The 13,218-nt window shown below is 73.2% G+C and carries 10 protein-coding genes; 1 reads left to right on the top strand and 9 read right to left on the bottom strand.

Features of this window, described 5'->3' with window-relative positions; all coding sequences use genetic code 11:
• Positions 1–50: 50 nt before the first annotated feature.
• The 9 genes from EPD83_RS07430 to EPD83_RS07390 all read right to left on the bottom strand — a co-directional run bounded on the left by EPD83_RS07430 (position 51) and on the right by EPD83_RS07390 (position 11,106).
• Positions 51–956: a carbohydrate ABC transporter permease gene (locus tag EPD83_RS07430; RefSeq protein ID WP_128366184.1), complete on the bottom strand. Its 906-nt coding sequence runs from the start codon at positions 954–956 to the stop codon at positions 51–53.
• Positions 953–1,972, bottom strand: coding sequence for a carbohydrate ABC transporter permease (locus tag EPD83_RS07425; protein ID WP_128366183.1), 1,020 nt, complete (start codon positions 1,970–1,972; stop codon positions 953–955). The genes EPD83_RS07430 and EPD83_RS07425 overlap by 4 nt, the downstream gene beginning before the upstream one ends.
• Complete coding sequence (gene ngcE / locus EPD83_RS07420) at positions 1,972–3,411, bottom strand: N-acetylglucosamine/diacetylchitobiose ABC transporter substrate-binding protein (protein WP_128366182.1); 1,440 nt, start codon at positions 3,409–3,411, stop codon at positions 1,972–1,974. Before ngcE ends, EPD83_RS07425 begins: the two co-directional genes overlap by 1 nt.
• A gap of 58 nt (positions 3,412–3,469) precedes the next feature.
• Positions 3,470–4,243 carry a sugar isomerase domain-containing protein gene (locus EPD83_RS07415; RefSeq protein WP_235950398.1) on the bottom strand — a complete coding sequence of 258 codons (774 nt, stop codon included), beginning with the start codon at positions 4,241–4,243 and terminating at the stop codon, positions 3,470–3,472.
• A gap of 122 nt (positions 4,244–4,365) precedes the next feature.
• Complete coding sequence (gene murQ, locus EPD83_RS07410) at positions 4,366–5,286, bottom strand: N-acetylmuramic acid 6-phosphate etherase (protein ID WP_128366181.1); 921 nt, start codon at positions 5,284–5,286, stop codon at positions 4,366–4,368.
• Between the two features lie 77 nt (positions 5,287–5,363).
• On the bottom strand, positions 5,364–6,242 hold the full coding sequence (locus tag EPD83_RS07405; protein WP_165566411.1) for a MurR/RpiR family transcriptional regulator: 879 nt from the start codon (positions 6,240–6,242) through the stop codon (positions 5,364–5,366).
• A 9-nt stretch (positions 6,243–6,251) separates the two neighbouring features.
• A complete protein-coding gene (locus EPD83_RS07400; RefSeq protein ID WP_128367026.1) occupies positions 6,252–7,976 on the bottom strand; it encodes a serine hydrolase domain-containing protein in 1,725 nt (574 codons plus the stop codon).
• Positions 7,973–9,289, bottom strand: coding sequence for an exo-beta-N-acetylmuramidase NamZ family protein (locus tag EPD83_RS07395; RefSeq protein ID WP_128367027.1), 1,317 nt, complete (start codon positions 9,287–9,289; stop codon positions 7,973–7,975). The genes EPD83_RS07400 and EPD83_RS07395 overlap by 4 nt, the downstream gene beginning before the upstream one ends.
• A gap of 26 nt (positions 9,290–9,315) precedes the next feature.
• Positions 9,316–11,106, bottom strand: coding sequence for a glycoside hydrolase family 3 protein (locus EPD83_RS07390; RefSeq protein WP_128367028.1), 1,791 nt, complete (start codon positions 11,104–11,106; stop codon positions 9,316–9,318).
• A gap of 207 nt (positions 11,107–11,313) precedes the next feature.
• On the opposite strand from EPD83_RS07390, the gene EPD83_RS07385 reads away from it, so the two are divergent.
• Positions 11,314–13,218: a propionyl-CoA synthetase gene (locus tag EPD83_RS07385; RefSeq protein ID WP_128368412.1), complete on the top strand. Its 1,905-nt coding sequence runs from the start codon at positions 11,314–11,316 to the stop codon at positions 13,216–13,218.

Genomic DNA, 13,218 nt, shown 5'->3' with positions numbered 1-13,218 from the left:
GCCCCGGGGTCACGCCGCCGGTCCCCGCCCCGCGCCCGCGGGGCCGGGCCTCACTTGACGCTCCCCTGGACGACCGAGCCCTGCAGCCGCCGCTGGAAGACGAGGTAGACGACGAGGACGGGGACGATCGTCGTCACCGCACCGGCGAAGAGGGCGCCGAAGTCGACGGAGTAGCCGGCCTGGGACGCGAAGGAGGCCATGCCCTGGGTGAGGACGTAGTTCTCCTGGTCGGTGTTGAGGACCACGGGCAGGAGGAACTGGTTCCACAGCCCGACGAAGTTGAGGATGACGACCGACGCCATGCCCGGCCGCGCCATCGGCAGCATGATCTGGAAGAAGGTGCGCCACTCGCTCGCGCCGTCGATGGCCGCGGCCTCGGCGACCTCGCGCGGCAGCTCCTCGAAGAAGCTCACGAGGAAGAACACGGTGAAGGGGTAGGCGTAGGCCGTGTACGCGGCGACGAGCCCGGGCAGCGTGTTGAGGAGTCCGGCCTGCTGGAGGATGAAGAACAGCGGGACGACGGCGAGGAAGATCGGGAAGGTCAGCCCGGACACGATGAGCGTCCGCACGACCTCGCGGCCGGGGAAGTCGAAGCGGGCGAGGACGTACGCCGACATGGCCCCGAGCAGCATCGTGAGGAACAGCGCCGCGGCGACGACGACGACCGAGTTGACGAAGTAGGTCCCGATGCCCGCGAGCGTCCAGGCGTTGACGTAGTTCTCCCACTGCAGCGAGGTCGGCAGCGAGAACGGCGAGGCGAAGATCTGCTGGGTCGTCTTGAAGGACGACATGAGCGTCCACAGCAGCGGCGCGATGACCAGGACGCTCCACACCGTGAGCACCGTGTGCGAGGAGACGGTGACGGCCCGCTCGCCGCGTCCGTCGCGGTGGCGCACCGGCCCGCCGCTGGGAGCCCGGGTGCCGGCCGGCGCGTTCGTCCCGGTCGCCGCGCTCATGCCGTCCTCCCGTCCGAGCCGCGCACGAGCCGCACGACGGCGAACACGAGGGCGGTGAAGACGAGCGTGACGACGGCGAGCACGACGCCCATCGCGCAGGCCAGCCCGAACTGCCCCCGGGTGAACGCTGTCTCGTAGATCTCCTGGGTGACGACCTTCGTCGAGCCCTCGGGGCCACCGGTCGGGTTGAGCGCCTGCATGTACACGAACGCGTCGAGGGCGAGGATGCCCATGTAGACGTACGCGGTCCGCACGCTGCCGGCGATGCCCGGCGCCGCGACGTGCAGCGCGGTGCGGAACCGGCCGGCGCCGTCGAGCCGGGCGGCCTCGAACAGCTCGAGGTCGATGCTGCGGATGGCCGCGACGAACAGCACCATGTAGAAGCCGATGAAGGCCCACACGATGACGACGATCGAGGCGGGCATGGCCGTCGAGGCGTCGCCGAGCCACGCGAAGTCCTGGAAGCGGTCGAGCCCGACGAGGGTGAGCAGCCCGTTGAGCAGCCCGTTCGCCGGGTTGAACACCTGGCTCCAGATGATGCCGATGACGATGGCGGGCACGACGTACGGGAAGAACGACACGACCCGGTACACGCCCGACCCGCGCAGCCCCCGGACCCCGCCCGACGTGGGCCCGCCGAACGTCACGAGCACCGCGAGGGCGAAGCTGGCGACGATGGTCACGGCGGGCACCACGACGAGGAGGGTGAGGCTGTTGCCCAGGGCGCTCATGAAGCCGTCGTCCTGGGCCAGCCGCACGTAGTTGTCGAGGCCGACGAACGGCTGCGTCGGGCTGAACCCCGACCACCCGGTGAGCGAGTAGTACGCCGCCTGGGTGAAGGGGTAGAGGACCATGAGCACGTAGAACGTGAACGGGATCCCGAGGAAGACCGCGACGAGGCTGACCCGGTCCAGGTCCCAGCGGCGGCGACCGCGCCGCGGGGTCCTCCGGGGCGACGGCGACGACGGCTCGTCGACGGCGAGCGCCCCGGTCGGGGCCGGGTCGGCCGTCGTCATCAGGACACCTGGACCTTGGTGACCGAGTCGTCCTCCCGGATCTTGTCCGAGATCTTCTGCATGCCGGCGGCCAGCGTCTTGGCGTCGGAGGAGCCGGACAGGAAGCTGTTGAAGAGGACGTTCACGTCGGCGGTCATGCCGTAGTAGGCGACGAAGTTGTACGAGAACGTGTTCGTGCCGGCGCCCTCGAGCATCGCGACCTGCGAGGCCAGCGCCGAGGAGCCGAACGCGTCCTTCGGGACGACGCCGGAGACGATGGTCGGGGCGAGCTTGGTCTTGGCGAAGTTCGTCGCCGCCTCGGTCGAGAGCATGACCCGCAGCATCTCGAGACCGCCCGCGGTGTTCTTGCCCTTGCTCGGGACGACGTACGGCTCGTTCGGGGTGTTGTTGATCGCCTCGTACGGCATGCTCGGGCTGTCCGTCACGGTGGGCGCCGGGGCGCCGGTCATCGTGAAGTCCTTGGCCGTCGCGTTCTTCATCTCGTTCTCGATCCACGATCCCGAGGGGTAGAGCAGCGCCTCCTGGGCCTGGCTCCACTGGGCCTGGGCGGCGGTGAACTGGGTGCCGGCGCCGCCGGGGCGCATGTAGCCCTGCTTCACGACCTCCTCCATCTTGGCCAGGGTGTCCAGCAGGGCCTGGTTGCTCCAGGCGTCGGGCTGGAGGTTGGCCACCGCGAGGCGCACCTCGTCGCCGCCGCTCTTGATGGCGGAGTCCAGCAGCATCGTCAGGTAGTACGACGCCGCCTCCTTGCCCCAGGTGAAGAGGTACTTGTCCTGCTTCTTGGCCTCGGCGCCGAGCGCCAGCGCCTCGTCCCAGGTCTTCGGCGGGGCCCACCCGTTGTCGTCGAAGAGCGTCTTGGAGTACCAGAGCGCGTAGACGGTGAGGACGTAGTTGACCGCGGCGAGCTTGCCGTCGTACATGCCGACGCCGAGGACGTTCGGGTAGAGGGTGTCGGCGATCTTCGTGCCCTCGAGGTTCGGGGCGTCGATGACCTGCTGGAGGTCCTCGAGCTGGCTCGCGATGGCGGACAGGCCGATGGCGTTGGCGCCGCTGTTGTCGATGATGTCCGGCGGGTTGCCGCCGACGAACCGCGGCTGCAGCTCCTGGGCGATCTGGGTCGTGCCGCTCACCTTGACGGTGACGCCCTGCTGCTCGCCCTCGAGGGTCTTGGCCGCGAACGACGCGTAGTCGGTGCCGTACCCGCCGTCGAAGATCACGGCGTCGACGGTGGAGTCGGGGGCCACGCCGAACGGGTTCTTCGGGTCGCCGGTGTTCGCGGCCGACGTCGTCGTGCCGCTGTCCGACCCGGAGCCGGACGCCGCGCACGAGGCCAGGGACGCCCCGAGCGGCGTCAGCAGGCCGGCGGCGCTCACGGCGCGCAGCAGCGTGCGGCGCTGGACGGGACGGCCCGTCGGGGTCGGGGTCTCGGGGTGTGTCATGGGAGTCCTCTCCGGGAGTGCTGCCGGCCCGGACGGTCCGGGCCGGCGGGGTGCTGGCTCAGGCGCCGCGACGGATGCGGTCGCCGTAGCGCTCCTCGAGCGCACGGTTGTGGTCGTCGCCGCCGGGGACGTTGGCGGACACGTACAGGGGCGCCTCCTGCCCGCGCTCGACCAGCCGCGCGGAGGCCAGCACCGTGAGGAGCTGGGCGATGTAGGCGGAGGTGATCGACGAGACCGCGCCGACGGTGACGTCGCCGAGGGCGGTGAGCGTCGCGTCGCCGTAGGGGGCGGTGTTGTCGATGACGACGTCGGCGATCTCGGACAGCCGGCGGCCGCTCGGGTGCTTGGGCTCGACGGCGGCGGTGTGCTCCAGGCTCGTCACCGCGACGACCCGGTGGCCGGCCTCCTGGGCCAGCAGGGCGAGTCCGACGACCGAGCCGTTGACGCCGGAGTTGGAGGCGACGACGAACACGTCGGCGGGCTCGCGGGTCACGGTGGCGAAGAGGTCGGCGGCGATGTCCGGGTCGCGCTCCAGCGGCGGCGAGCCGTAGAGCTCGTCGACGGTGTGGTGGCCGCGCAGCACGGTGTCGCGCAGCGCCACCCGGTTGGTCGGGATGAGCCCGCCGGCCCGGCCGGCGACCTCCATGGCGAAGGCCTCGGAGTGCCCGGTGCCGAAGGCGTGGACGACGCCGCCGGCGGCGACGGCGTCCGCGACGATCTCGACCGCCGCGTCCAGGCCGCCGTCGCGGGCGAGCGCCGTGAGGCGGTCCAGGCGCGAGGTGACCTCGCGGGCGTAGTCGTCGACCAGCTGGGCCGGGGGGACGGTCGGCACGAGGGGCTCCTGACGGCTGAGCGGAGACGGTCGGGTCGGGTGACGCGAGGTGAGCGGGTCCGCTCGGGATCGCTCACCGCTGACGCTAAAGCCACGGCGCTGTGGCCGCAACCGTGAGAAATTCACATGTTGGTCACGATGGGCCGGGGCAGGGCGCCGAGGGCGCGCGTCACCGACCCGTTCCCGGCGTTCAGCGCGGCGCGGGCCCGGGCGGGCTCGACCTCGGCGAGCAGGGCGACGAGGGCGGGCTTGAGCTCTCCGCCGCTCTGCTCGAGGGCCCGGCGCGCGGTCTCCTCGGAGGCGCCGGTGGCCTCGCGCAGGATCCGCACGACCCGGCCGCGCAGCTTCGCGTTCGTCGCGACGACGTCGACCATGAGGTTTGACCAGGTGTGCCCGAGCCGGACCATGACGGCGGTGGAGAAGGCGTTGAGGACCATCTTCTGCGCCGTGCCCGCCTTGAGCCGCGTCGAGCCGGTGACGACCTCCGGGCCGGTGTCGAGCACGAGCAGGTGGTCGGCCAGCGGGGCGAGGACGGAGCCGGGGTTCGAGGTGACGAGCGCGGTGACGGCGCCGCGCTCGCCCGCCAGTCGCAGCGCGCCGCCGACGTAGGGCGTGCGGCCGGACGCGGTGAGCCCGACGACGACGTCCCGGGCGCCCACGGCGTCGAGGTCGGCCCGGCCTTGGCCGGCGTCGTCCTCGACGTCCTCGACCGCCCGCACGATCGCCTCGGCGCCCCCGGCGTGGTGCGCGACGACGAGCCCGGGCGGGGTGTTGAAGGTCGGCCGCAGCTCGGCGGCGTCGAGCACGGCGAGCCGGCCCGAGGTGCCAGCGCCGACGTAGTGGACGGTGCCCCCGGCCCGGACCGCGTCGACGGCGGCGTCGACGAGGCGGGAGAGCACGGGCAGGACCGCGCGCACGGCGGTGGCGACCCGGGCGTCCTCGTCGTTGATGACCCGGAGCAGGTCCAGGGTGTCGAGGGTGTCGATCCCCTCGGTCCCGGGGTGACGCTGCTCGGTCGGCGCGAGGACGGTCTCGATGCTCACCGGCCCGATGGTACTTTCCTACGCAACCAGCGTCAATCGTGTGAACGGTTCACGACCGGCGGCCGGCGGGGCGGGCGTCAGTGGCGGACGTGGTGGCCCGCCACGGCCCGGCGGGTCCCCTCGACGGCCTCCTCGGCCCGGGGCAGGTCGTGCTGCGCGACGGCGATGTAGAGGCAGTCGACGACGGTGAGGGCGGCGATCCGGCTCGCCGTCGCCCCCGAGCGCAGGCTCGACTCCCGTGCCGCCGTCGCCAGGACGTGGTCGGCGTCGGCGGCGAGCCGGGAGAGCGGGAAGTTGGTCAGCGCCACCGTCGTCGCCCCCCGCTCGCGGGCCAGGGCGAGCGCCTCGATGGTCTCGGTCGTCGTCCCCGAGTGCGAGATCCCGATGGCGACGTCTCCGGGCCGCAGCAGGGTGGCGCTCGTGAGGGCGATGTGGGGGTCGTTCCAGGAGAAGCACATCGAGCCGATCCGGTGCAGCTTCTGCTGGAGGTCCATGCCGACGAGCGCGCTGGCCCCGATCCCGTAGACGTCGACCCGGCCGGCGGCGGCGATGGCGGCGGCCGTCGCCGACAGGGCGTCCCGGTCGATGGTCTGCGCGGTCTCCTCGACGGCGCTGGCGTCGGCGAACGCGACCTTGGTGATGACGTCGTCGACGCTGTCCCCGGCGCTGATGTCGGTGCTCGGGGCCGTCGCCGACCGCGGGCCCGCGCCGGCCGCCGCCAGCGCGAGCCGCAGCTGCGGGTAGCCGCGCAGCCCCAGCCGCTTGCAGAACCGCAGCACCGTCGTCTCCGAGGTCGAGGCCGCGACGGCGAGCTCGGAGATCGTGAGGTCCGAGGCCGCCCCCGGGTCGGCGAGCACCTGCTCGGCGACCCGGTCCTCGGCCGGCGACAGCGACGGACGGAGCCCGCGGAGCCGGACGAGGAGCGAGGGGGACCCGTCGGCGGGACTGCTGGTCATGCGCCGACCCTAGGCGTCGCGGCGCAGGACGCTCCAGCCTTCGGCGACGAAGACCCCCGGGCGGCGCTCGCCGTCGAGGACGACCCCGGCCGGTGCCGTGGCCTTCACCCCGTCGACGACGACCCCGCGGCCGAGGTAGGCACCGTCGGTCTCCATCCGCCAGCGCAGCAGCAGGTCGCCGGCGGGCAGGTCGGCCCGCGCCTGCGTCCAGCGCCGCTCGGAGGTGCCGGAGACGACGCCGTCCGGTGCCGTCGTGGTCTCGCCGCGGTCGCGCACCTCGACCGGCAGGGCGGTCCACGTCGCGCCGCCGTCGGCCGAGGTCTCCAGGTGCAGCCGGTCGGTGGTCTCGGTGTCCAGCAGCAGGTCGAACCCGAGCCGGGCACCTCCCGCCGGCACGGCGACCGGCGCGGTGAGCGTCGAGGTCGTCGCGTTCTCGTCGCCGGTGTACCAGGCGCTCGCGCCGTGGCGCGGCGCGATGGGCATGGCGGCGGCCAGCCCGTGCGCCCAGGCGCGACGGGCCTCGTTGTTGCTGCCCCAGCTGCGCGAGGGGTGCACCCGGTTGGTGAGCAGGATCGCGAACGAGCGGCTCGCGAAGTCGATGACGATCGAGGTGCCGGTGTACCCGGTGTGGCCCGCGGTGCGCGGTCCGGAGAGGGCGTCCATGTACCAGCGCTGGTCCAGCTCGAAGCCGAGGCCGTGGGCGTCGCCCGGGAAGGCCTCGGTGAAGTTCGTGACGAGCAGCTCGACGCTGCGACGGTCGAGGATGCGCGCGCCGTCGTACGTGCCGCCGTTGAGCAGGGTCTGCGCGAGGACGGCCAGGTCGTCGGCCGTCGAGAACACCCCGGCGTGCCCGGCGACCCCGCCGAGCGACCAGGCGTTCTCGTCGTGCACCTCGCCCCAGACGAGCCCGCGGGGCGGGGTGGCCTGGTACTCCGTGGCGGCCGTCCGCTGCCGGTCGGTCGGGTTGTACCCGGTGTCGTCCATCCCGAGCGGCGCGGTGATCCGGTCGTGCACGAGCACGTCCAGGCTCTGCCCGGTGACCCGCTCGGCGAGGACCCCGAGGGTGATGAGGTTGAGGTCGCTGTAGAGGTAGGTCGAGCCCGGCGGGTTCGTCGGCGGCTGGTCCATGACGGCCTGGATCCGTGACGCCTCGTCGGGGTAGCGGCTGTAGAGCGGCAGCCACGAGGTGAACCCCGAGGTGTGCGTGAGCAGCATCCGTACGGTGACGTCCTCCTTGCCGTTCGCCGCGAACTCGGGCAGGTAGGTGGCCACCGGCGCCTCGAGGTCGACCTCGCCCTGCTCGATGAGCTGGACGGTGACGAGCGAGGTGAAGAGCTTGCTCACCGACGCCAGGTCGAAGACGGTGTCGTCGCGCATCGGGACCCACTGCTCGCGCGGCAGCTCGGTGCTCGCGTCCGCGTAGCGCAGGGCGTACCCGCTGTGGTGGCGCGCGACGACCGCGCCGTCGTGCCCCATGAGCCCGACGGCCCCGGCGTACATCGGGTGGCCGTTCGCCTGCGGCTCCTCGAAGCCGTCGATCTGCGCCGTCGCCGTCGCGATGGGCGCCGGGTCCAGGCCGACGCTGCGCGGCGGGGCGTCCTGCAGGACGGTGTTGGCGGGCATGAATCCGTTCTCCGGGCGGTCAAAGTCGTGCGCGGTGGCCGGTCCGGCGGCCGCGACGCCCGAGGCCAGCAGCCCGGCCACCGCGGCGACGGCCGCGAGGGAGCGCCTCATCGCGTCGGCCCGCCGTAGAGGAGGTACTGCTCACGGGTGGCGACGAAGTCGGCGAGCTCGGCCCGCCACGCGCCGACGACCTCGTCGGCCGAGGCGCCGGCGTCGACCATCGTCCGCAGGCGCGGGCTGCCGGTCAGCTTGTCGACCCAGTAGGGGCGGGCGGCGTCCCAGCTGTCCTTGCGCCAGGCGAAGTCGCTGCCGTAGAGCGCCTTCGCGGCGACGAGCATCTCCGCTCCGAGGCGCGGGCCGTCGACCGCCTGTGGGTCCTCGATGTGCACCTGGACGCCGCTGCAGACCGCGCCCTGGTGCTTGCTGAAGGTCGGGGTGAAGTACGCCTCGCGGAAGGCGACGCCCGGGACGTCGCGTCCGGCGAGCCGCTCGGCCCAGCGGAAGTCCGCCCACGGCGCCCCGACGAGCTCGAACGGGCGGGTCGTGCCGCGCCCCTCGGAGAGGTTCGTCCCCTCGAACAGGCAGGTGCCGGGGTAGACCAGCGCGGTGTCCGGCGTCGGCATGTTCGGGCTCGGCATGACCCACTGGAGGTCGGTGCCCTCGAAGGTGACGTCCCGGCGCCAGCCCTTGACCTGCACCACCTCGAGCGAGGAGAGCCGCTCGCCCTCGTCGGCGGTGAGGAACTCGCCGTCGAAGAACCGCGCGAGTTCGCCGACGGTCATGCCGTGCGCCTGGACGATCTCCTTGGCGCCGACGCCGGAGGTGTACTCCGGCGTCATCATCGGGCCGCGGGCGGTGCCGCCGACGGGGTTCGGCCGGTCGAGGACGACGAACGCGGCGCCGGCGCGGACGGCCGCCCGCATCGCCGTGTACATCGTCCAGATGTAGGTGTAGAACCGGGCGCCGACGTCCTGGATGTCGAAGACGACGGTGTCGACGCCGGCGTCGCGCATCATCGACTCGAACGTGGCGACGCTGGCGCCGTAGGCGTCGTACACGGTGACGCCGGTGCGCTCGTCGGTGGACGTGCCCTCCGAGTCGCCGGCCTGCGCGGTGCCGCGGAAGCCGTGCTCGGGCCCGAACACGCCCCGCACGTCGACGGCGCCGGAGGCGACCATCTCGTCGACGACGCTGTGCAGGTTCTGCAGGATGCCGGTCGGGTTGGTGACGACGCCGACCTTGCGCCCGGCGAGGACGGACCACCCGTCGGCGGCGGCCCGGTCGGCGCCGGGGGTGACGGGACGCTTCGGCATCGGGGTCGAGGCCCCCGCCGCCCAGGCGCCGGGAGCGGCGGCGGCGGTGGCGGCCACCCCGGCGGCGGAGGCGGCGGAGACGGTGAAGAGCTGGCGGCGGTCGAGGGTCATGACGGATCTCCTAGCGGTGGCCCGGCTCAGTAGCCGAGGCCGAAGCCGAACGGGTAGAGGACGGTGTCGGGGTCGCCGGCGACGGGGATGTCGACCGGCAGCTTCCCGGTGGGCGAGACGGCCCCGGCGATGACCCGGGCGGCGGCCTCGAGCGCCACCGGGCTGTAGCTGTACGTGGCCAGGTACGTCGGGGCGTCGCCGAGGTAGGCGACGTCGTAGGGGTCGCGGACGGCGACGACGACCACCGGCACCCCGGTCTCGCGCAGCGCGGCCACGAGCCTCTGCTGCGGCGCCGAGGTCCAGGCCTTCATCGTCGTGACGACCACGGCGTCGCGGCCGGCGGCAGCGGCCACCGCCGCCGCGATCTGGGCGTCGGACGGCGAGGTGCCGGTCTGCCGCACGGTGGTCGTGGCGCCCTGCTCCTCCAGCGCCGCCGCCAGGGTCGCCGTCGTCGACACCCCGTAGCCGGTGACGAGGAGGTCGGCGCCCGCGGCGTCCAGGGGCAGCACCGCGTCGTCGTTGCGGACCAGGGTCGTGGTGCGGTCCGAGACCGCGTCGGCGGCGGCCAGGTGCGCGGGGATGCCGACGACGTCCCACAGCGCGCCCGGGTCGGCCATGGCGTCCTTGACCAGGCCGCGCCTGGCCTTGAGGGTGAGGACCCGCGCGACCTTCTCGTCGAGCGCGGCCCTCGTGATTCGGCCCGAGCGGACGGCGGCGACGACGGCGTCGAAGGCCTCGTCCATCGCCGGGGTCATGAGCAGCTGGTCGGCGCCGGCCAGCAGGGCGCGGACCGGGACCTCGGCGTCGCCGTAGCGGTCGCGCACCCCCTGCATCTCCAGGGAGTCGGTGATGATGACGCCCTCGAAGCCGAGCTCCTCGCGCAGGACGCCGGTGAGGATGGGGTGGCTGAGGGTGGCCGGGTCGCCGGAGTCGTCGAGGGCCGGGAAGGCCAGGTGGGCGGTCATCACCATGTCGATGCCGGCGGCGATCGCGGCCTCGAAGGGCGGGGCGTCGATGCTCTCCCACTCCGCGCGGGTGTGGGTGATGACGGGGAAGGCGACGTGGCTGTCGGTGGCGGTGTCGCCGTGGCCGGGGAAGTGCTTGGCCGACGACATCACGCCGCCGTCCTCCTGGTAGCCCCTGACCTGCGCGGCGGCGAGCTCGGCGGCGAGCGCCGGGTCGGAGGAGAACGAGCGGGTGCCGATGACCGGGTTCAGCGGGTTGACGTTGGTGTCGCACACCGGGGCGAAGTCCGTCGTCAGGCCCATCGCCTTGAGCTCCATGCCCGTGATGGCGGCGGCGGTGCGGGCGTCCTCGGCGCTGCGGCCGGCGCCGAGGGCCATGCCGCCCGGGAACTGCGTGGCCGGCGGACCGATGCGGGTGACGATGCCCTGCTCCTGGTCGACGCTGAGCGTCAGCGGCACCTCGACCTTGGAGTCACGGGACAGGGCGGCCCGCTGGAGGCCGTTGGAGAGGCCGAGGATCTGCTCGGGGTCCTGGACGCTGTCGGTCCAGGCGAAATAGATGACGCCGCCGAGCGCGTACTTCTGCACGACCTCGGCGGGCGTCCGCACGCCGTAGAGCGGCAGGTTGCGGGCGTCCGGGGTGGTCGCGTCGCTGCCGTAGACCTGCTGGACGAAGAGCTGGCCGACCTTCTCGTGCAGGGTCATCCGGGCCAGGGTCGAGGTGACCCAGCCGCGGACTCGGCCGTCGTCGGGGCGGCGGCCGGAGGCGTCGGCCCAGGGGGCGGTGGCACCGGCGAACGCCAGGGCGAGCGCTCCGGAGAGGGTGGTACGGCGGGTGGTCGTCCGGGACACGGGTCCTCCATGTGTGACTCGTTCACGTCGTTGTCGAGTAGTAGGTAACTTAGTCACGCTCGGCGACATCGGCCACTCGAACGGGTCCCGGCCGGCGCTCGACGGGTCCGCGCGGGGGGATCGACCGCCGCCCGGCGAGGCCCGCCGGTCGGACGGTTCTCGTCCCGGACCCTGGTCCCGCCGCCCTCCGCCGACGACGATGGGGGCATGAGCACCGGCGCCTACGCAGCGGCATTCCAGCGGTCCCTGTCCGACCCCGAGGGCTTCTGGGGCGAGGCCGCCCGGGCGGTCGAGTGGAGCACCGAGCCCACAAGCGTCCTCGACGACTCGAACCCGCCGTTCTACCGGTGGTTCCGCGGCGGCCGGCTCAACACGTGCTTCAACGCCGTCGACCGGCACGTGCGCGACGGCCGCGGCGACCAGGCGGCGCTGCACTACGACTCCCCCGTCACCGGCACGAAGGCGACGGTCACCTACGCCGAGCTGCAGGAGCGGGTCGCGCTCGTCGCGGGCGCCCTGCGCCGGCTCGGGGTGGCGCCCGGCGACCGGGTCATCGTGTACATGCCGATGGTCCCCGAGGCCGTCGTCGCCATGCTGGCCTGCGCCCGCATCGGTGCCGTCCACTCCGTCGTCTTCGGCGGGTTCGCCCCGGCCGAGCTCGCCGCCCGGATCGACGACGCGCAGCCGGTCGTCGTCCTCTCGGCGTCCTGCGGCATCGAGCCGACCCGGGTCGTCGACTACCTCCCGATGCTCCGCGGCGCCCTGGAGCGCAGCAGCCACGTGCCGGACGCCCTCGTCGTGCTCCAGCGGGAGCAGTCACCGGCCGACCTGCGCGACGACACCCCCTGGCGGGAGCTGACCTGGGACGACGCGCTGGAGGGCGCCGAGCCCGCCGACTGCGTCGACGTCGAGGCCACCGACCCGCTCTACGTCCTCTACACCTCCGGGACCACCGGGCGGCCCAAGGGCATCGTCCGCGACCACGGCGGGCACGCGGTGGCGCTGCGCTGGTCGATGGAGAACGTCTTCGACATCGGCCCCGGCGACACCTTCTTCACCGCCTCCGACGTCGGGTGGGTCGTCGGCCACTCCTACATCGTCTACGCGCCGCTGCTCACCGGGGCGACGACCGTCCTCTACGAGGGCAAGCCGGTCGGCACGCCGGACGCGAGCGCGTTCTGGCGGGTCTGCGCCGAGTACGGCTGCAAGGCGATGTTCACGGCGCCGACGGCCTACCGGGCGATCAAGCGGGAGGACGCCGCGGGGGCGCTGCTCGCCGGTCACGACCTGTCGCGGCTCGAGACGGTGTTCCTCGCCGGTGAGCGCCTCGACCCCGACACCTACGAGTGGGCGACGACGACGCTCGGCGTGCCGGTCGTCGACCACTGGTGGCAGACCGAGACCGGCTGGCCGATCGCGGCGAACCTGCGCGGCCTGGAGCCGATGCCGATCAAGGCCGGCTCGCCGTCGGTCCCGGTGCCGGGCTACGACGTGCGCGTCCTCGACGAGCGCGGCGAGCCCGTCCCGCCGGGGACCGAGGGCGCCATCGCCATCCGGCTGCCGCTGCCCCCGGGCACCCTGCCGACCCTGTGGCAGGACGACGAGCGCTACGTCGCGTCGTACCTGTCGGTGTACGAGGGCCACTACCTCACCGGCGACGGCGGGCTCGTCGACGAGGACGGCTACCTCTACGTCATGGGCCGCACCGACGACGTGCTCAACGTCGCCGGGCACCGGCTGTCGACCGGGTCGATCGAGGCCGCGCTGGCCGGCCACCCCGCCGTCGCCGAGTGCGCGGTCATCGGCGTCGCCGACGACTTCAAGGGGCAGGTGCCGCGCGGGCTCGTCGTCGTCAAGGGGTCGGTGGACATCGAGGCCGACGGCGACCGGATCCGCTCCGAGCTCGTCCAGCGGGTGCGCGACGAGGTCGGCGCCGTCGCCAGTCTCAAGCAGGTCGACATCGTCCCCGCGCTGCCGAAGACCCGCTCGGGCAAGATCCTGCGCAAGACGATGCGCGAGATGGCCGACGGCAAGACCCCGGCGGTCCCCGCGACGATCGAGGACCCGTCCGTGCTCGACCGGCTGGCCCCGGTCCTGCGTCCGCAGGCCTGA

Source organism: Phycicoccus flavus (assembly GCF_004025965.2).
Taxonomy (GTDB): domain Bacteria; phylum Actinomycetota; class Actinomycetes; order Actinomycetales; family Dermatophilaceae; genus Phycicoccus; species Phycicoccus flavus.
This window is presented reverse-complemented; position numbering and strand designations above follow the sequence as displayed.